Source organism: Pseudomonas gebzensis (assembly GCF_034427815.1).
GTDB lineage: Bacteria > Pseudomonadota > Gammaproteobacteria > Pseudomonadales > Pseudomonadaceae > Aquipseudomonas.
In genome coordinates, this window is the sequence record NZ_JAXQNS010000012.1 from 94,828 (window position 1) to 113,022 (window position 18,195).

At 63.8% G+C, this 18,195-nt stretch carries 16 protein-coding genes; 10 read left to right on the top strand and 6 right to left on the bottom strand.

Annotated features, from left to right (window positions below; all coding sequences use genetic code 11):
• Window positions 1-12 precede the first annotated feature (12 nt).
• Window positions 13-468 carry a DUF721 domain-containing protein gene (locus SJI00_RS20275; protein ID WP_322463454.1) on the bottom strand — a complete coding sequence of 152 codons (456 nt, stop codon included), beginning with the start codon at window positions 466-468 and terminating at the stop codon, window positions 13-15.
• A 334-nt stretch (window positions 469-802) separates the two neighbouring features.
• Here SJI00_RS20275 and secA point away from each other — a divergent pair, with 334 nt between their 5' ends.
• The 4 genes from secA (at window position 803) to SJI00_RS20295 (ending at window position 6,595) form a co-directional block, all read left to right on the top strand.
• A complete protein-coding gene (secA, locus tag SJI00_RS20280; protein WP_322463455.1) occupies window positions 803-3,541 on the top strand; it encodes a preprotein translocase subunit SecA in 2,739 nt (912 codons plus the stop codon).
• Between the two features lie 150 nt (window positions 3,542-3,691).
• Window positions 3,692-4,909 (top strand): bifunctional glutamate N-acetyltransferase/amino-acid acetyltransferase ArgJ, encoded by a 1,218-nt coding sequence (gene argJ / locus SJI00_RS20285; protein ID WP_322463456.1) that lies wholly within the window; start codon window positions 3,692-3,694, stop codon window positions 4,907-4,909.
• A 109-nt stretch (window positions 4,910-5,018) separates the two neighbouring features.
• Window positions 5,019-5,651, top strand: a complete 633-nt coding sequence (locus tag SJI00_RS20290; RefSeq protein WP_322463457.1) for a glutathione S-transferase — start codon at window positions 5,019-5,021, stop codon at window positions 5,649-5,651.
• Window positions 5,648-6,595, top strand: a complete 948-nt coding sequence (locus tag SJI00_RS20295) for a Nudix family hydrolase (RefSeq protein ID WP_322463458.1) — start codon at window positions 5,648-5,650, stop codon at window positions 6,593-6,595. Before SJI00_RS20290 ends, SJI00_RS20295 begins: the two co-directional genes overlap by 4 nt.
• 399 nt (window positions 6,596-6,994) lie before the next feature.
• Here the strand turns inward: SJI00_RS20295 and SJI00_RS20300 are convergent, their stop codons facing one another.
• Genes SJI00_RS20300 through SJI00_RS20310 form a run of 3 tightly spaced genes read right to left on the bottom strand, consistent with a single transcriptional unit; the run spans window position 6,995 to window position 10,538 of the window.
• Complete coding sequence (locus SJI00_RS20300; RefSeq protein WP_322463459.1) at window positions 6,995-7,558, bottom strand: cob(I)yrinic acid a,c-diamide adenosyltransferase; 564 nt, start codon at window positions 7,556-7,558, stop codon at window positions 6,995-6,997.
• A gap of 2 nt (window positions 7,559-7,560) precedes the next feature.
• Window positions 7,561-9,588 (bottom strand): ATP-binding protein, encoded by a 2,028-nt coding sequence (locus SJI00_RS20305; protein ID WP_322463460.1) that lies wholly within the window; start codon window positions 9,586-9,588, stop codon window positions 7,561-7,563.
• 32 nt (window positions 9,589-9,620) lie between these two features.
• Complete coding sequence (locus SJI00_RS20310; RefSeq protein ID WP_322463461.1) at window positions 9,621-10,538, bottom strand: putative 2-dehydropantoate 2-reductase; 918 nt, start codon at window positions 10,536-10,538, stop codon at window positions 9,621-9,623.
• Between the two features lie 123 nt (window positions 10,539-10,661).
• On the opposite strand from SJI00_RS20310, the gene SJI00_RS20315 reads away from it, so the two are divergent.
• From SJI00_RS20315 to SJI00_RS20325, 3 genes are all read left to right on the top strand, one after another.
• Window positions 10,662-11,147, top strand: a complete 486-nt coding sequence (locus tag SJI00_RS20315) for a YajQ family cyclic di-GMP-binding protein (RefSeq protein ID WP_322463462.1) — start codon at window positions 10,662-10,664, stop codon at window positions 11,145-11,147.
• Between the two features lie 111 nt (window positions 11,148-11,258).
• Window positions 11,259-12,098, top strand: a complete 840-nt coding sequence (locus SJI00_RS20320) for a mechanosensitive ion channel family protein (RefSeq protein ID WP_322463463.1) — start codon at window positions 11,259-11,261, stop codon at window positions 12,096-12,098.
• Between the two features lie 148 nt (window positions 12,099-12,246).
• Window positions 12,247-13,491, top strand: a complete 1,245-nt coding sequence (locus SJI00_RS20325) for an MFS transporter (protein ID WP_322463464.1) — start codon at window positions 12,247-12,249, stop codon at window positions 13,489-13,491.
• Between the two features lie 39 nt (window positions 13,492-13,530).
• Here SJI00_RS20325 and SJI00_RS20330 read toward each other — a convergent pair whose 3' ends face one another.
• Both SJI00_RS20330 and SJI00_RS20335 read right to left on the bottom strand, forming a co-directional pair.
• Complete coding sequence (locus SJI00_RS20330; protein ID WP_322463465.1) at window positions 13,531-15,078, bottom strand: AmpG family muropeptide MFS transporter; 1,548 nt, start codon at window positions 15,076-15,078, stop codon at window positions 13,531-13,533.
• A gap of 43 nt (window positions 15,079-15,121) precedes the next feature.
• Complete coding sequence (locus tag SJI00_RS20335) at window positions 15,122-15,475, bottom strand: MGMT family protein (protein ID WP_322463466.1); 354 nt, start codon at window positions 15,473-15,475, stop codon at window positions 15,122-15,124.
• A gap of 152 nt (window positions 15,476-15,627) precedes the next feature.
• Here SJI00_RS20335 and SJI00_RS20340 point away from each other — a divergent pair, with 152 nt between their 5' ends.
• The 3 genes from SJI00_RS20340 (at window position 15,628) to SJI00_RS20350 (ending at window position 18,074) form a co-directional block, all read left to right on the top strand.
• On the top strand, window positions 15,628-16,635 hold the full coding sequence (locus SJI00_RS20340) for a DUF481 domain-containing protein (RefSeq protein WP_322463467.1): 1,008 nt from the start codon (window positions 15,628-15,630) through the stop codon (window positions 16,633-16,635).
• A gap of 179 nt (window positions 16,636-16,814) precedes the next feature.
• Complete coding sequence (locus tag SJI00_RS20345) at window positions 16,815-17,546, top strand: HugZ family pyridoxamine 5'-phosphate oxidase (protein ID WP_322463468.1); 732 nt, start codon at window positions 16,815-16,817, stop codon at window positions 17,544-17,546.
• 66 nt (window positions 17,547-17,612) lie between these two features.
• Window positions 17,613-18,074: an FxsA family protein gene (locus tag SJI00_RS20350; RefSeq protein WP_322463469.1), complete on the top strand. Its 462-nt coding sequence runs from the start codon at window positions 17,613-17,615 to the stop codon at window positions 18,072-18,074.
• Window positions 18,075-18,195: the final 121 nt, after the last annotated feature.

The following is an 18,195-nucleotide window of genomic DNA, read 5'->3' on the forward strand; positions in this document are numbered from 1 at the left end:
AGCGCTGGCACGTTATGTTCTGTTTTTTCCATGCGCGGCCAAGCGCTCCAGGGCTGCGCGCAGGTTCGGATCAGCAATGCCTTCAGCCGAACCGAGAATGCTGTCGGCGGCGACGGTCGACAGCACTGGGCCTTGCCCGGGGGGCCTGGGAGCCACCAGTGGCGGCTGCACCTTGAACAGAATCCGGCTGAGGTTGGCGAAGGCCTCCAATGCTTGCAACTGGCGCAGCAGGCGCTTCTGCTGGTAGCGCAGGCGTGTGGCCCAGTGGCCGTCGGTGACGATCAGCAGCAGTACCCCGTCGCGCCAGGACGCGATGTGGCAATGCGCGCGCGCAGCCGGCTGCAACTGGCTCTCCAGCAAACGCTGCAGGTGCGCGATACGTTCGGCCTGGCTGAGCAGGCGGCGCAATGGACGGGCCTGGCGCAGCAAGGCGGCAGGAGGCAGTGCGGGTGAAGGCTTGTAGGCCATGGATGCTGCCAAGAGTTGCGGAGTACCCAGTTTAACAGACGCACGATGCAGTGCCGTTGTGGTCAATGTTCGACGCTTGGCTGAACAGATTCAGCCGCTGTTGAAAACTGACCTGGATCACGGCTGCCAGCTTTCATGTTGCTGCGCCTTGAACTTGGCAATAATGACCTTATGTTACAAACGCCCCTGCCAAAGCGCTGTGCCAGCATCGTGGACATCGACCACTTTCCTCACCATCGTTTCCGGGTAGAATGCTCGTTCGCATGCGGCCTCTGGCTGCACGGGCGACTCACGGGGCCGCCCTCCATTCCCACGTGTGGAAGATCCTGCCTATATGTTTGCGCCTTTGTTAAAGAAACTTTTTGGAAGCAAGAACGAGCGTGAAGTCAAACGCATGCTCAAGACGGTCACCACCGTCAATGCCTTCGAAGAGAAAATGGTCGCCCTCTCCGACGAGCAGCTGCGCGCCAAGACCGCAGAGTTCAAAGAGCGCCTGGCCAAAGGCGAGACGCTTGATCAACTGCTGCCTGAAGCCTTTGCCGTGGCCCGTGAAGCCGGTAAGCGCGTGATGGGCATGCGTCACTTCGACGTACAGCTGATCGGCGGCATGACGTTGCACGAAGGCATGATTGCGGAAATGCGTACCGGCGAAGGCAAGACCCTGGTCGGCACCCTGGCCGTGTACCTGAATGCCCTGTCCGGCAAAGGCGTGCATGTGGTCACGGTCAACGACTACCTGGCGACCCGTGACGCCAACTGGATGCGCCCGCTGTACGAATTCCTTGGCCTGTCGGTGGGTATCGTTTCGGCGTTCCAGCCACCTGAAGTCAAGCGCCTGGCCTACGGCGCCGACATCACCTACGGCACCAACAACGAATTCGGTTTCGACTACCTGCGCGACAACATGGCGTTCAGCCAGGAAGAGAAATTCCAGCGCGAACTCAACTTCGCCGTGATCGACGAAGTCGACTCGATCCTGATCGACGAAGCGCGCACCCCGCTGATCATCTCCGGACAGGCCGAAGACAGCTCCAAGCTGTACATCGAAATCAACCGCCTGATTCCGACCCTGACCCAGCACATCGAAGAAGTCGAAGGCCAGGTCACCCAGGAAGGTCACTACACCATCGATGAGAAGACCCGTCAGGTCGAACTCAACGAAGCCGGTCACCAGTTCATCGAAGAAATGCTGACCCAGGCCGGTCTGCTGGCCGAGGGCGAGAGCTTGTACTCTGCGCACAACCTGGGCCTGCTGACCCACGTTTACGCCGGTCTGCGCGCGCACAAGCTGTTCCACCGCAACGTCGAGTACATCGTGCAAGACGGGCAAGTGCTGCTGATCGACGAACACACCGGCCGTACCATGCCGGGTCGTCGTTTGTCCGAGGGCCTGCACCAGGCCATCGAAGCCAAGGAAAACCTGAACATCCAGGCCGAAAGCCAGACCCTGGCTTCGACCACCTTCCAGAACTACTTCCGCCTGTACAACAAGCTGTCCGGCATGACCGGTACCGCTGACACCGAAGCGTTCGAATTCGCGCAGATCTACCAGCTCAACGTGATGGTGATTCCGCCGAACAAGCCGCTGGCGCGCAAGGACTTCAACGACCTGGTCTACCTGACCTCGGACGAAAAGTATCAGGCGATCATCGCTGACATTCGCGAGAGCATGGCTCAGGGCCGCCCGGTGCTGGTCGGTACCGCTACCATCGAAACCTCCGAGCACATGTCGCGCCTGCTGACCGATGAAGGCATCGAGCACAAGGTACTGAACGCCAAGTACCACGAAAAAGAAGCCGAGATCATCGCCCAGGCCGGCCGCCCAGGCGCGCTGACCATCGCCACCAACATGGCCGGTCGCGGGACCGACATCCTGTTGGGCGGCAACTGGGAAGCGGAAGTGGCCGCGCTGCAAGACCCTTCTGCCGAGCAGATCGCGCAGATCAAGGCCGACTGGCACAAGCGTCACCAGCAGGTCATCGAGACCGGCGGCCTGCATGTGATCGCCTCCGAGCGCCATGAATCACGCCGTATCGACAACCAGCTGCGTGGCCGCTCCGGCCGTCAGGGTGACCCGGGCTCCAGCCGTTTCTACCTGTCGCTCGAAGACAGCCTGATGCGCATCTTCGCCTCTGATCGGGTGAAGAACTTCATGAAGGCGCTGGGCATGCAGTCTGGCGAGGCCATCGAGCACCGCATGGTCACCAACGCCATCGAGAAGGCTCAGCGCAAGGTCGAAGGCCGCAACTTCGACATTCGCAAGCAACTGCTCGAATACGATGACGTGGCCAATGAGCAGCGCAAAGTGATCTATCACATGCGCAACAGCCTGCTGGCGGCCGAGAACATCGGCGAAACCATCATCGCCTTCCGCCAGGAAGTGCTCGATGCCACCATCAGCCAGCACATCCCGCCGCAGTCGCTGCCCGAGCAGTGGGACGTGGCGGGTCTGGAAGCGTCGTTGTCCAGCGACTTCGGCATGAAGCTGCCGATTCAGCAGTGGCTCGACGAAGACGATCACCTCTACGAGGAGACCCTGCGCGAGAAGCTGCTGGCCGAAATCACCACCGCCTACACCGAGAAAGAAGACCAGGCGGGCGAAGAGGCACTGCGCTCGTTCGAGAAACAGATTCTGCTGCGCGTGCTGGACGACCTGTGGAAAGACCACCTGTCGACCATGGATCACCTGCGTCACGGTATCCACCTGCGCGGTTACGCGCAGAAGAACCCGAAGCAGGAGTACAAGCGCGAGTCGTTCACCCTGTTCCGCGAGCTGCTCGATTCGATCAAACGCGACGCCATCCGTGTGCTGTCGCACGTCCAGGTCCGCCGCGAAGACCCGGTCGAGGAAGAAGAGCGCATGCGTCGTGAGGCTGAAGAGCTGGCCAGCCGCATGCAGTTCGAACACGCTCCGGCACCGAGCCTGGACGTCGACCCGAACGCGATCGAGGAGCAGACCGAAGTGGCCGTCGCCGCCGCTCCGGTGCGCAATGACCAGAAGCTGGGCCGCAATGAGCCGTGCTGGTGTGGCTCTGGCAAGAAATTCAAGCATTGCCACGGTCAGATCGAGTAACCGGGGCCGCGTGCCCCTCCCAGGCCAGGTCCAGCACCTGGCCTGACTGCTGTTTCACCGGGGCCGCTCAGCGGCCCTGGTCTTTTCTACCCCGCTGCGCCATTGACGGCGCATCACCACCCCACACATTTTTTGTCTAGGAGCGTTCACATGGCTGTCGGTCTCGGTCCTCTGCCCACCCTGCACCCGGTTCCCGGTTTCGAACTCGGCATCGCTTCGGCGGGCATCAAGCGCCCGGGGCGCAAGGACGTGGTGGTGATGCGCTGCGCCGAAGGCTCCAGCGTGTCGGGGGTGTTCACGCTCAATGCGTTCTGTGCAGCGCCCGTGATCCTCTGCCGCCAGCGCGTGCAAGGCACCGTGCGCTACCTGCTGACCAACACCGGCAACGCCAACGCCGGCACTGGCGCACCGGGCCTGGCCGCGGCCGAGCGCACGTGCGCCAAGCTGGCCGAGCTGACCGGCGTCGACGCCAGTGCCGTGCTGCCATTCTCCACCGGCGTGATCGGCGAGCCCCTGCCGGTCGAGAAGATCGAAGGTGCCCTGCAAGCGGCCCTGGATGACCTCAGCGAAGACAACTGGGCCGATGCCGCCACCGGCATCATGACCACCGATACCCTGCCCAAGGGTGCCAGCCGCCAGTTCCAGTTCAACGGCCAGACCATCACCGTCACCGGTATCAGCAAGGGCGCCGGGATGATCCGCCCGAACATGGCGACCATGCTCGGCTACATCGCCACCGACGCCAAGGTCGCCCCGGCAGTGCTCAAGGACCTGATCCTCGACGGCGCCAACAAGTCGTTCAACCGCATCACCATCGATGGTGATACTTCGACCAACGACTGCTGCATGTTGATCGCCACCGGCAAGGCCAATGTGCCGGAAATCAGCGAAGCCTCGGGCGCGCTGTTCGAGGCACTGAAGGCCGCAGTGTTCGAGGTGTGCATGGAAGTGGCCCAGGCCATCGTGCGTGACGGTGAAGGCGCCACCAAGTTCGTCACCGTGCAGGTCAACGGCGGCGGGAATCCTCAGGAATGCCTGGACGTCGGCTATGCCGTCGCGCATTCGCCGTTGATCAAAACGGCACTGTTTGCCTCCGATCCGAACTGGGGTCGCATCCTCGCGGCCGTGGGTCGTGCTGGCGTGCCGGACCTGGATGTCAGCCTGATCGACGTCTATCTGGGCGAGGTGTGCATCGCAAGCCAGGGCGGGCGCAGCGCCAGCTACACCGAAGAGCAAGGGTCAGCGGTGATGGCCGAGGCGGAGATCGGCATCCGCATCGAGCTGGGCCGTGGCTCGTGCAGCGAGACGATCTGGACCACCGACCTGTCCCACGAATACGTCAAGATCAACGCCGAATACCGCACCTGATCCAAGCCCGCCTGCCGCTTGCGCGAGGTCTGCGCCAGCGGCGCCTGGTGCCCTCGCAGGCTCGCAGATGCCTTCGGGCGCTGACATTGCCTCTGCACGGAGCCCCACCATGAGTTATCACCTGATCATCGGCGACAAGCGCTACTCTTCCTGGTCGCTGCGCGCGGCCCTGGCCCTGGATCTGGCCGGCGTCGGCTACGACGAAACCCTGATCAAGCTCAAGCAGGCCGACACCCGCGCGCGTCTTCTCGAGCAGTCGGCTACCGGCCTGGTGCCGCTGCTCAAGACCGCCCACGGCACCATCGCCGATACCTTGGCCATCGCCGAATACCTCGCCGAACAGCATCCCCAGGCGCACTTGTGGCCCCGCGACACCGCTGCCCGCGCCCAGGCGCGGTCGGTGTGCGCGCAGATGCACAGCGGTTTTGCGGCGCTGCGCGGGGCGATGCCCTTCGATGTAAGCCGTGATGAAGCGCTGGCGCCAATGCCTGTGGAGGTGCAGGCCGACATCGATCGGATCATCGCCTTGTGGTCCGAGTGTCTGCGCACAGGCCAGGCGCACGGGCCATTCCTGTTCGGTCCGATAAGCCTGGCCGATGCCTACTTTGCGCCCGTCGCTGTACGTCTGCGCACCTACCACGTCGAGGTGCCGAGCCACATCGCCACCTACATCGATGCCATCTATGCCTGGCCGGCGTTCCAGGCTTGGGAGCAGGCGGGGCTGGCGGAGTGTGCACGGTGAGCCGCGTGCATGTGGTGGCTGCGGTGATTCGTCGGCCAGACGGTCAGGTGCTGCTGGCACAGCGCGCTGCGCACCAGCACCAAGGCGGCCTCTGGGAGTTTCCTGGCGGCAAGGTGGAGGCGGGCGAGGCCGTCGAGGCGGCGCTGGCGCGTGAGTTGCGCGAAGAGCTGGGCATCGAGGTGCTGGCCTCGCGCCCTTTGATCAGGGTCAGCCATGACTACCCCGACAAGCAGGTCTTGCTGGAAGTCCGTGAAGTCAACCGCTTTACCGGCGAGCCTCACGGCGCCGAAGGTCAGCCGCTGGCCTGGGTGTCGCCGCGCGACCTGGCGCAGTACGACTTTCCCGAAGCGAACAAAGCCATTGTCGCCGCTGCGCGCCTGCCAGACCAGTATCTGATTACGCCGGGTGATCTCGAGTCAGGGCAGTTGTTGCGCGGCATCCGCCAGGCAATTGCCAATGGCATCGGGCTGATTCAGCTGCGTGCGCCCGAGGGCTATGACCCGAAATACCGTGACATCGCCGTCGATGCGGTGGGACTGTGCGCTGGCAAGGCGCAGTTGATGCTGAAGGGGCCATTGGAGTGGTTAGGCGATTTCCCCGCTGCAGGCTGGCACCTGACGGCAGCGCAGCTGCGCAAGTACGCTGCCAAAGGCCGACCGTTCCCCACTTCACGCTGGCTTGCAGCGTCCTGCCACAATGCCGAGGAGTTGGCGCTGGCGGCGCAAATGGGCGTTGACTTCGTGACGCTATCGCCGGTGCAGCCGACCCAGACACATCCTGACGCCACACCGCTTGGCTGGGATGAAGCGCAGCGCCTGATCGCAGGCTCCAACCATCCGGTGTTCGTGCTCGGTGGCGTAGGCCCGCAGGCGCGGGAACAGGCTTGGCAGATCGGCGCGCAGGGGGTGGCAGGGATTCGGGCGTTCTGGCCCGAGGTGGAGTAAGGCGCCTTTGCTGAGCGGTGGCCTGAAACCGGCCGCGGTTTGCGCGGTTCGGCAGCGCTGCCTTGCTCGCCTGCCACATGCTCGCTGTTCTGTCGCAGCAGGACCCACCGGACCGGCTCCGCCGTCCAGCGCAGTAATCCGGAGCGCCGAACCGGCCGCTCCACCCTGACCGCGCTTTCCTAAAGCGTCACCTCGGCAGACCAACGCGATCCCTGTAGGGGTGGCTATTGCCGCGATGGGCGGCGCAGCCGGCCTGATCCAGGCGCCGCGCACTGGCAGGGAAATCGAGGTGGCAGCCTTGGGTCGGCTGCGCCGCCCAGTGCTGCTGCCTCGACTGCCCTGACCATGTGCGGTCACTGAGGGGTGGGGCCGTCATCAGGCCGCGCCTCGGGACTGGGCTCATTCAGGCCGCTTGGCCGCTTCCCACAGCACTTCGTCGATCCCCTGGCGCCGCGCGATGATCCGCGACGCCACGAACAGCAAGTCCGACAACCGATTGAGGTACGCCAACCCCACCGCGCCCAGTGGCTCCAGCGCATTCAACTGCTGGCAGCGCCGCTCTGCCGTGCGCGCCTGGCTGCGGCACACATGGGCCTGGGCGATCAGCGCCGAGCCGCTGGGCAGGATGAAGTTCTTCAGCGGCCCCAGCTCCTCGTTCCAATGATCGATGGCGGCTTCCAGGCGCTCTACCTCCAAGGTGTTGAGCGCCTGATAACTCGGCATCGCCAGCTCGCCGCCCAGGTCGAACAGGCGGTGCTGACACGGCGCCAGCACCTCGCTGACCTCGCTCAGCGCCTGCTCGGCCAGGCCTGCCAACAGCAGCCCCAGCTGGCTATTGAGGGTGTCCACCTCACCGATGGCCTCGACCCGAGGGTGGTCCTTGGGCACGCGGCGGCCATCGCCAAGTCCGGTTTCGCCTTTGTCTCCGGTGCGCGTGTAGATCTTCGACAGGCGATAGCCCATGGTCATGACTCCGTGGTCAGCGACGGCGTGGCCGTCTGGTTCAAGGGCAGGCGCAGGGTGAAGCAAGTGCCTTGGCCCGGCGTGGAGTGCACCTCCATCTGGCCCTTGTGATTGTTGGTGATGATGAAATACGAGACCGACAGCCCCAGGCCCGTGCCCTGGCCGATGTCCTTGGTGGTGAAGAACGGCTCGAAGATACGCTTGCGCACCGCCTCGTCCATGCCGATGCCGTTGTCTTCGAGTTGAATTTCCGCCCACGGCGGGCTGAGCCGGGTACGCACGGTGATGCGCCCGGGTTCCTGGGGCGTTTCGCGTTGGTGGATCGACTGCGCAGCGTTTTTCAGCAGGTTCAGCAACACCTGCTCCAGCTCGTTCGCGGTACACGGCACGAGCCCCAGTTGCGGGTCGAATTCGCGCACGATGGCTTGGCCTTTGAAATCGAAGCCCACGCTCAGGTCGAAGTCGTTGCCGGCGATGTCCACCGCCTGGTCGATCAGCGCAGGAAGGTCGCACGGCACCAGTTGACGGTTGCTCAGCCGGCTGAAACTGAGCATGTGGGTGACGATCTTGGCGGCACGCCCACCGGCCTGCTGAATGCCATCGAGCAACTGCGGCACCTCGCGCTCATGCAGGTACTGGTTAACCGACTCCAGGTCGATGGCCAGGGCTTGGGCGGTCTGCTGATTGCGCGCAAGCTCCGCCGACAAGCGCCGGCGAATGTTCTGCACGTTATGCAGGATGGCGCCGAGGGGGTTGTTGATTTCGTGGGCCATGCCGGCAGCCAGGCCGCCGACCGAGAGCATCTTCTCGGACTGCACCATCATCTCTTCAAGCGACAGGCGCTGGGTGATGTCATCGATGCGAATCACCACGCCGCGCCCGCCACCGCCGGTCAGTGGGTAGAAGGTCAGGGCGTAGTGGCGGGGCGTGTCGCTCCGGCCCCAGGTCACCCGCTCGATCTTGGCCACGCGGTGTTTCTCGACGCTGTCCCTGAGCTGCGGCAGGAAGGGTTTGAGCGGCTCGAAAGCGAGAAAGATCGGTTGGTTGAGGGCCTCACTCAACGGCGTACCGGAGAGCATCGTGGCCTCTTGATTCCACTGCGTGACATACAGCTCTTCGTCCAGCGCGATCAGCGCAGAAGGCATCGAGTCGATGATGTTGTTGAGGTAATTCTGAAAGCCGGTGAGCTTTTTCTCGATCTTGCCGCGCACCTGCACTTCAAGTTCCAGCTTGCGGTTGGTATGGCGGGTTTCCTCGGCCAGGCCCTGGGCTTGGTCGAAGGCCGACTGGAATTCATCACGCGCACGCTTGAGCTGCTGTTCGCGCGCCTCGATGCGCGAGAGCATGGTATTGAAGGCCTCGGCCAGGCTGCCGATTTCGTCATCGTTGCCGCGCTGGGCACGCAGGGCATAACTCTCTTCGCGGGTGACCTGGCGGCTGAGCTCTTCAAGCTGGTTGATCGGCCGGGTGATCAGCCGCTTGATCTGCCGCGCCACCAGCAGCCACAGCAGAATGCCCAGCACCAGGATCACCAGGCTGGCGGTGAGGGTGCCGGTGTAGAACGCGCTGGGCAGCTCGCTGCTGGCCACCAGCAGCAGGTGCGCGGGCGGGCTGCCGGCGCGCGGCAGGCTGATCAGCTGGGTGCTGCGAAACTCCGTGAGGCGCCAGGCGTCGATGTTGCGATAGCGTTTGGGCAGGGTCAGCGGCTCGCCGTGTTGCAACTGCGCAAGCCTGCGTCCGTCGCTGCCATACACCGCAGCGGCGCGCAGCGGCGAGTAGCTGTCCAGCGCTTCGAGCAATTGCTCGGCTTGGGGCGTGGAGTCGCCTGCGCGGGCGGCCAGGGCCGGGTTGCCGATCAGGCGGCCAATGGTCTGCAGGGCCTGCGGCGCCATGCTCTCCTGGGTGATCCAGTAGGCGGCGCTGATGAAGGTGAGGTTGGCGACCACCAGAATGGTGACCAGCAGCACCAGCAGGGCGGCAAACAGTTTCTGCCCGACCGGCAGGTTGTCCAGGCGATGGCGCAGGTTCATGGGCGGGCGCGGTCCGTGTCGGGTGAATGGGCTCAGTCGCAGGGCAGGCCTCGGGCCCGCAGGCTATCGACCAGTCGCTGGTGCAGGTGTTCAAGGTGGGGCAGGGGCAACTGGTGGCGCGCCGCGCAGCGGCAGGCATGGCCGAGCAGGTAGTGGATTTCGGTGCGGCGTGCGGCGCGCACATCCTGGTACATCGAGGAGTAGTTGGCGGCGGTGGCGAGGATCACGCGCTGCACCTCATCGGCCAGGTTCTGCGCGGCCGTGGGTTGGCCGCAGCGTTGCAGCAGCTGCGCCAGTTCCTCACACAGCCGCTCGACCTCGGCGAGGTGGCCCAGCAGGCCACCGTTGCTGCAGTCATGCAGGACCGTCAGCGGGTTGATCGCGCAGTTCAGTGCGAGCTTTCGCCACAGGCGGGGGAGGATGTCGACCGTCCATTGCGCAGGGATACCGGCCTCGCTGAGGTCGTCCAGCCAGGCAGGCGGGGTCGGATTCAGCGGATCACCCAGCCAGTTGAAGCCCTGGCCAGCGAAGCGCACGGCAAACGGCGCTTGGAGGTAAGCGCCTTCGGTGCTGGAGGCAGAGATGCAGCGGGCCGCGGGCGCCTGCTCGGCGACCTCGTCCTGGCTGCCCAGGCCATTCTGCAACAGGATCAGCTCGGCATTGGCTGCCAGCCGAGGCGCCAGAGCGGCGATGGCCGGGGCGGCGTCGTAGGCCTTGCAGGCCAGCAGCAGGCGATGGATGGGCGCGGTGTGCGCGGCGAGTTGGGCGGGCACGGCGTAGTGACTGCACTGGTCAGGCTCGATCAGTGTCAGGTGACCCGCAGCCTGGTAGGCGTCGAGCGCGCGTTGATCGCGAAGAATCAACCGTACTGCCTTGCCCGCTCGTGCCAGGCGGCAAGCCCAGAGGCTGCCGAGGCTACCGGCGCCGAGAATATGCCAGGTGCTGCTCATCTGCGTTTCGCAACCCGTTATAATGGACCCGCATTTTAACCCTCAAGACACCCGCGCTCCATGGCCGTGCCACTGCTGGCAAAAGGCATCCGGAGCGCGCTTTGCATTTATGGAGAGTAACCCATGCCTTCGTTCGACGTGGTATCGGAACTGGACAAGCACGAAGTGCAGAACGCTGTCGAGAACGCCATCAAAGAGCTCGACCGCCGTTATGACCTCAAGGGCAAGGGCAGCTTCGAGTTCAAGGAAAAAGACAAGACCATCGTGCTGACCGCCGAAGCGGAGTTCCAGCTCGAAGCGATGATCGACATCCTTCGCCTGTCGCTGGTCAAGCGCAAGCTCGACGTCAAGTGCCTGGAGGTCAAGGACGCTTATGCCTCGGGCAAGGAAATGAAGCAGGAAGCACTGTTCCGCGAAGGCATCGACAAGGACCTGGCGAAAAAGATCGTCGCTGAGATCAAGGACGCCAAGCTCAAGGTCCAGGCCGCCATCCAGGGCGAGCAGGTGCGCGTCACCGGCAAGAAGCGTGACGACCTGCAAGAAGCAATGGCCTTGCTGCGTGCCAAGGAATTCGAGATGCCCTTGCAGTTCAACAACTTCCGCGACTGATCAGCCAGTCAGGAACCTCCCTGGGGCCGGCATGGTCCACCGCTTCCGCGTTCGCTGCGACCCAGCGGCCGGTTCCAACGTGTACATGCCGTTCGGCATCAGGAGAAAACTATGGATTTGAACGCTGAAGTCGATCAGCTGGTTCGCCAATCGCAGACCTGGATTCCCTTGATCATGCAGTACGGCAGCCGATTGCTGCTGGCGCTGCTGACCCTTGCCATCGGTTGGTGGCTGATCAACCGCCTCAGCGCCCGCCTGGGCAAGCTGGTCGGTATGCGTCACGCCGATCTGGCCCTGCAGGGTTTCATCGCCACGCTCGCCAACATCGTGCTGAAGATCCTGCTGATGGTCAGCGTGGCCTCGATGATCGGCATCGAGACCACCTCGTTCGTCGCCGCCATTGGTGCTGCCGGCCTGGCCATTGGCCTGGCGTTGCAGGGCAGTCTGGCGAACTTCGCCGGCGGCGTGCTGATCTTGCTGTTCCGCCCGTTGCGCATCGGTGACTGGATCGAGGCGCAAGGGGTCAGTGGCACGGTCGACAGCATCCAGATCTTCCACACCGTGCTGCGCACCGGTGACAACAAGACGGTGATCGTGCCCAACGGCAGCTTGTCCAACGGCATCATCACCAACTACAACCGCCAGCCAACCCGGCAAGTGGTGTTCAACGTCGGTGTGGATTACGACGCCGACCTGCAGAAGGCCCGCGAAGTGCTGCTTGAACTGGCCAAGGATCCGCGCGTGCTGCCCGATCCGACGCCTGCTGCCGTGGTGTCCGAGCTGGGCGACAGCTCGATCACCGTATCGCTGCGGGTGTGGGTGAAAACCTCGGACTACTGGGGCCTGATGTTCACGTTCAACGAACAGGCACGTGATCGTCTGCGCGCCGAAGGCATCGACATCCCGTTCCCGCAGCGGGTGATTCGTGTGGTGCAGGAAACCACGGCGTAACCGCAGCGCTTGGCGGTACCGACTGTGGGAGCATCGAAGGGTGCTCCCACAGTCGTTTTCACTGATGGCACTTACAGTTGTTCACAGCGCCTTCGGGGCGTTTGTGGCATACAGCCTGCCCCTCCGCTCCTCTCTACCGACATCGACCATGAAACCACTGCTGTACATCACCCCAGCCCGCGCGTTGCTGTTCGGGCTGACGCTGGCGCTGTTCGAGCTGCTCACGTACCTGGCCAGTGACGCGGTCATGCCCGCCATGCCCACTGTAGTCGCAGACTTGAAGGCCAGCCCGGCCTATATCCCTCACGCGCTCAACCTGTACCTGCTCGGCGGCGTGCTGCTGCAGTGGCTGATCGGCCCGCTGGCCGACCGCTACGGGCGCCGGCCCTTGCTGCTGACCGGCTGCCTGCTGTTTGGCGCCGCGTGCCTGGGCACCTACTGGGCGCATGACATCACGCTGTTCAACCTGCTGCGCCTGCTGCAAGGGGTCGGGCTGGGTTTTGTGGTGACGGTCAGTTATCCGGCGCTGAACGAAGCCTTCAGTGAGGCCGACGCGGTGCGCATGATGGCGCTGCTGGCCAACATCGCCTTGCTGTCACCCTTGCTCGGCCCGTTGGTAGGCACGCTGATGTTGCAGTGGCTCGACTGGCGCTGGCTGTTCGTGGCCTTTGCGCTGGGCGCGGTCATCACCTGGGGGCTGTTGTACCGTCTGATGCCTGAGACGCTTGGGGTCGAGCGCCGTGACGGATCGCGCCTGGCGTTTACACCGATCCAGCTGGGCCCGCTGCTGCAGGGCTATGGCCAGTTGCTGCGCAACCGACGCTTCGTGGCCGGCAGCGCAGCGCTGGGGCTGGTGGGCTTGCCGCTGATTGGCTGGATCGGCTTGTCGCCTGTGCTGCTGATCCACGACGAAGGCCTGAGTGCCATGGCCTATGCGCTGTGGCAGCTGCCGGTATTTGCCGGGCTGATCTTCGGCAACCTGGTCATCAACCACATCGCCGACCGTCATCCGCTGGCCACCCTGCTGCGCATCGCACTGGTGCCGTATCTGGCCGGTCTGGCGCTGCTGGTGCTGGCGACCTGGGCGTGGCCCTCGGTGTTGAGCGTGGTGCTGGGTCTGGCGCTGTATGCGGCGGGGCTGGGTATCGCCAATGCCGTGCTATACCGCCTGACGCTGTTCTCCAGCGAGCAGAGCAAAGGCCTGGTGTCGGCCATGCTGGGCATGATCACCATCGCGCTGCTGGGTGTGGGCGGTGCGTTGCTGGCATTGCTCGGCGCAGGCGCCAGCCTGCTCAGCTTTGCCGTGGCGGCCAGTGCGGCCGGGGCGTTGGCGCTGTGGCCGTTGTGGTCGATCGTGGGCCGGCGCGCAATGCGAAGCGTTGCGTTGCCATGACGCCGCGCAGGCCGATCCCAAGCCTGCGCCAGGTTGCCGTCAGGGCGCTTCCGGAGGCGGCTTGGTGGTCGATGTGAGGCTGCCCGGCCTGGACTCCTGGCGCCACTGCAGGGCGATCAGAATCAAGGTCGGTACCCCCAGCAGCGCGGTGATCATGAAGAAGTTGTGGTAGCCGAACTTCTCCACCATCACCCCCGAGTAGCCGCCGATCAATCGCGGCAGCAACAGCATGATCGAGCTGAGCAGGGCGTATTGCGTGGCCGAGAACTTGAGGTTGGTCAGGCTCGACAGATAGGCGACGAACGCCGAAGTGGCCAACCCTGAGCTGAGGTTGTCGAGGGAAATGGTCAGCACCAGCATCTGCAGGTTCGGGCCCATGTCCGCCAGCATCACGAACAGGATGTTGGTCGCGGCCGAGGTCACGCCGCCGACGAACAGGATCGGCAGAATGCCGAAGCGCACGATCAGCAGGCCGCCGGCGCCGGCGCCGAGCAACGTCATGATCAAGCCGAAGATCTTGCTGACGCTGGCGATTTCGTCCTTGGTAAAGCCCTGGTCGATGTAGAAGACGTTGGCCATCACCCCCATCACCGTGTCTGACATCCGGTACGTGGCGATCAGCCCCAGCAGCAGCAGCGCCTGCCAGCGGTAGCGGTGGATGAAATCGTTGACCGGTGTCAGCACCGGGGCCAAGCCGCGGCGGCCCAAGGACGACAGGCAGGCCCAGCTCAGCAGTGCGTAGAGGATCAGGCGCAGGAAGGCGCGGTCTTCGCGGATCAGGTCGAGCGGCGAGGCCGTGCCGAACACCACGCTGGCCCAGTCGGTGTTGTACATCTGGGTGAAACTGGCCGGCACCGACACCAGCAGGATGATCAGCACGAACACCGAGGCCAGTTGATGGCCCAGGCCGTAGCGTGCGGCCGACAGTTGCGTGCGCAGCGGCACCGGCGGTTCGCGCATGATCAGCGTGGTGAACACCGCCGGCAGCATGATCACCCCGAACAACACGTAGGTGCCGGTCCAGGCCTTGTGCAGGTAGCTGAAGCCGGTGGAGCCGAACCATTCGGCGAAGAACAGCGCGCCGGCCGTGGCCAGCAAGGCAGCGACGCGGTAGCCGGCCATGTAGCTGGCAGCCAAGGCAGCCTGGCGTTGGTCGTCGGCGATTTCCAGGCGGTAGGCATCCACCGCGATGTCCTGGGTGGCCGAGGCGAAGGCCACTAGCACCGCCAGGGCGATCAACCATGACAGATGCTGCTGTGGGTCGCACAGGCCCATGCCAACCAGGCCGATGACCACCAGCACTTGCGACAGCAGCAGCCAGGAGCGTCGGCGGCCCATGCCGCCGAGCAGCGGCAGGCGCCATTGGTCGAGCAGCGGCGACCAGACCCACTTGAAGGCGTAGGCCAGGCCGATCAGGCTGGCGTAGCCGATGGTTTCACGTGCGACGCCCGCTTCACGCAGCCATACCGACAGCGTGGAAAACACCAGCATGTAAGGCAGACCAGCGGCAAAGCCAAGCAGTAGAAGCACCAAAGTCGAGGGACTGGCGTAGGCAGCGAGCGCAGCGCGCCAGGTTTTACGGGACATGGGCCAATATCTGCCTCAAGGTTGCATGAACAAAGCGCGCACTCTAACCGCTGTGCTCCACCGGACGCCAGCCATGGCGGGCCATATCCACACGATCTGCACTGATCTGCACGCCCTCGGCACGCAGCCGTGCGCGTTGCTCCTCGCCCGACGGGGTGCCACTGGCCAGGCTCAGCCGACCGTTGGCGCCCAGCACACGGTGCCAGTGTAGGCGGCTGTCTTCTGGCAATTGGCTGAGGATGCGGCCTACCCAGCGCGCAGCGCGGCCCAGGCCGGCCAGTTCAGCCAGCTGCCCGTAGCTGACCACCTTGCCAGGCGGAATCGTCCCCAATACCGAATACAGTGCCGTTCGTCGGGCTTGGGCATAGCAGGGCTCGCAGAGGGGGTGGTCGGTCATGGGTACAAGCCACGCAACATGGGAAACCCTTCATCTGAATAGATGTAAATGAGAATTGAACTCGTCGGCGCAGCGGCGGTCTGTCCTTGCTCTGCGCGTGGGCATCTGGATAATGCCCGGTTTTTCTCCTTCCCGAGCCCTTTAGTCTGCTTATGTCCTCCAGAGCCTTGCTGTCTCTCGTTATCGCTTCCCTGTCCGCGCCTGCCCTGGCCGATACCGTCTGGATGAAGAACGGTGACCGCCTGACCGGCACCATCAAGGTGTTCGACGGCGGCAAGCTGCTGCTCGACACCAAGTATGGCGGCTCCATTGCGCTGGACTGGAAACAGATCAAGACCCTCGAAAGCGATCAGCAACTGCTGGTCAAGCAGGACGCCTATCACGGTGAGCATGCCAAGTCGCTGCAGCCGGCCGAAGACGGCAAGGTGATCCTGGCCAACGGCGAGGCGCCCAAGACCGTGGAGCTGGCCAGCATCGAGCAGATCATCAAGCCCAAGCCGGTGGTCGAAGACCTGGTGTGGAAAGGCCGCGTCGATGCCGCGCTGGATTACAAGCGCGCCGAGAAAGACACCGATAACTACGACATTGGTTTCAAGACCACTGCCCGCCACGGCCGCTGGCGGCACACCGCCGAAGGCGAGTACAACCGCGATACCCAGAACGACGTCACCACCAACGACAACTGGAGCGCCGAGTACGCCCTTGACCGCTTCCTGACCGACAAGTGGTTCTGGCAGGGCCGTCTGGACTATACCCGCGACCACATCGAAGACCTTGAGCGCCAGCGCACCGTCGGTACCGGCCCCGGCTACCAGTTCTGGGACGACGAGCTGGGCGCGTTCTCGCTCGGCAGCTTGCTCAACCGCACCGACTACAGCTACCGCGACGGCGGCAAGGACAACTTCTATTCCGCTGCGCTGAAGTGGGACTACAACCGCTACCTGATGGGCAAACGCGTCGAGTTCTTCACCAACGGCGAAGTGGGCAAGCCGTTCGGTTCAGTGGCGGACTACTCGCTCGACGCCGAAGTGGGGCTGCGCTACAAGGTCACCGAATGGGCGTCGTTGAACGTCAAGGCCGAAAAGAACGTCATCAGCGGCACGCAGGATAGCGATCTGGAGAAAACCCGTTACACCGCAGGCTTCGGCGTCAACTGGTAAGCCCGGTCTGGCCTGCCTGCAGGCCAGTGGCACCTGGCGCGGCAAGTGACTATCGTGTGCGCTGATGCCGGTCAGCCAAGGATGTTCTGGGCGAGCGCGGTCACGCTAGAATCGCTTGCGCCCGGCTGATCGGCCCCCCCTTTTGTCCACAGTCCTTCTCGTCGTCAGGAGCTGCCCCCGTGAGTACCAAAGCCCTTCGCCCCGCCCGGGAGCTGCTGCTCAAAGAATACCGAGGCGTGCTGTCCACCCTCTCCAAGTCCATGCCCGGTTATCCGTTCGGCTCGGTCGTGCCGTATTGCCTGGACGCGCAAGGCCATCCGCTGCTGCTGATCAGTCGCATCGCCCAGCACACCCATAACCTGCAGCAAGAGGCCAGATGCTCGCTGCTGGTCGGCGAGCGCGATGCCGAAGACGTGCAGGCGGTAGGGCGACTGACGGTGATGGCCCAGGCACGCAAACTGGTCGATGAAACGGCTGTTGGCGAGGCGGCCGAACGGTATTACCGCTACTTCCCCGACGCCGCTGGTTACCACAAGGCGCATGATTTCGATTTCTGGGTACTGGAGCCGGTGCGTCACCGCTATATCGGCGGCTTCGGTGCCATTCACTGGCTCGATGAAGTGACCCTGGCCAACCCGTTTGCCGGCAGTGTGGAAGCGCGCATGATCGAGCACATGAACAGCGACCATGCGGCGGCCATCGCCCATTACGTCGCGCTCAACGACCTGCCCACGGCAACGCCGGCGCAGTTGGTCGGGATCGACAGCGAGGGCATGCACCTGCGTATCGGCCAGGCGATCCACTGGCTGCCCTTTGGGCAACTTTGCAATAACCCGACACAAGTTCGCGAAGCCTTGGTTTTACTGGCCCGCGCAGAGCGGTGGCCCCCTGTCGAAACGGCCGTGGGTTGAAATGCGGAGTCGTCGTTACCATCTTGGAGTCTTACAGGAAGGCTGTCTTCCGCGAGGGTTCCTTTAATGCGTGTTTTTCTGCTGCTTCTACTGATTTTCCCGGTGCTTGAGTTGTTCGTCTTCGTCAAGGTGGCCGGGGCCATCGGATTTCTGCCGGCGCTGCTACTGATCCTGGCAGGCTCCGGCCTGGGCCTGTTGGTCATGCGCGTGGCCGGGCTCGCCACGGCATTGCGCGCCCGCGAAAGCCTGCAGCGTGGCGAACTGCCCGCTCAGGAGATGTTCCAGGGCCTGACCTTGGCCATCGGCGGCGGTCTGTTGCTGATCCCAGGCTTCATCAGTGACGTACTGGGCCTGATTTGCCTGCTGCCGGTCACCCGTCATTTCGCTGCGCGCAAACTGCGCGCCCGTGCCGAAGCCCAGGCCGCGCGCCAGCGTGCGTTTCGCGATGATCCGGCCAGCGCGCAGCCCCGCGAAGGGCTGCAACGTCCCAACGTGATCGAAGGCGAATACCAGCGCCGCGACCAGTAAAGATCACCCCACTTGCAACGGCCCCATGACGGGGCCGTTCGCGTTTATATGCCGCGCAGAAGAAAAAATATTTTCCTACAGCCTTGTAATTGTTTCTGGCGACCTCATGTATGGGTCACCG

Bases quoted from the DNA above. Each gene is read 5' to 3' on its own strand.
- SJI00_RS20275 (WP_322463454.1), bottom strand. From the start codon at position 468: ATGGCCTACAAGCCTTCACCCGCACTGCCTCCTGCCGCCTTGCTGCGC.
- secA (WP_322463455.1), top strand. From the start codon at position 803: ATGTTTGCGCCTTTGTTAAAGAAACTTTTTGGAAGCAAGAACGAGCGT.
- argJ (WP_322463456.1), top strand. From the start codon at position 3,692: ATGGCTGTCGGTCTCGGTCCTCTGCCCACCCTGCACCCGGTTCCCGGT.
- SJI00_RS20290 (WP_322463457.1), top strand. From the start codon at position 5,019: ATGAGTTATCACCTGATCATCGGCGACAAGCGCTACTCTTCCTGGTCG.
- SJI00_RS20300 (WP_322463459.1), bottom strand. From the start codon at position 7,558: ATGGGCTATCGCCTGTCGAAGATCTACACGCGCACCGGAGACAAAGGC.
- SJI00_RS20305 (WP_322463460.1), bottom strand. From the start codon at position 9,588: ATGAACCTGCGCCATCGCCTGGACAACCTGCCGGTCGGGCAGAAACTG.
- SJI00_RS20310 (WP_322463461.1), bottom strand. From the start codon at position 10,538: ATGAGCAGCACCTGGCATATTCTCGGCGCCGGTAGCCTCGGCAGCCTC.
- SJI00_RS20315 (WP_322463462.1), top strand. From the start codon at position 10,662: ATGCCTTCGTTCGACGTGGTATCGGAACTGGACAAGCACGAAGTGCAG.
- SJI00_RS20320 (WP_322463463.1), top strand. From the start codon at position 11,259: ATGGATTTGAACGCTGAAGTCGATCAGCTGGTTCGCCAATCGCAGACC.
- SJI00_RS20325 (WP_322463464.1), top strand. From the start codon at position 12,247: ATGAAACCACTGCTGTACATCACCCCAGCCCGCGCGTTGCTGTTCGGG.
- SJI00_RS20330 (WP_322463465.1), bottom strand. From the start codon at position 15,078: ATGTCCCGTAAAACCTGGCGCGCTGCGCTCGCTGCCTACGCCAGTCCC.
- SJI00_RS20335 (WP_322463466.1), bottom strand. From the start codon at position 15,475: ATGACCGACCACCCCCTCTGCGAGCCCTGCTATGCCCAAGCCCGACGA.
- SJI00_RS20340 (WP_322463467.1), top strand. From the start codon at position 15,628: ATGTCCTCCAGAGCCTTGCTGTCTCTCGTTATCGCTTCCCTGTCCGCG.
- SJI00_RS20350 (WP_322463469.1), top strand. From the start codon at position 17,613: ATGCGTGTTTTTCTGCTGCTTCTACTGATTTTCCCGGTGCTTGAGTTG.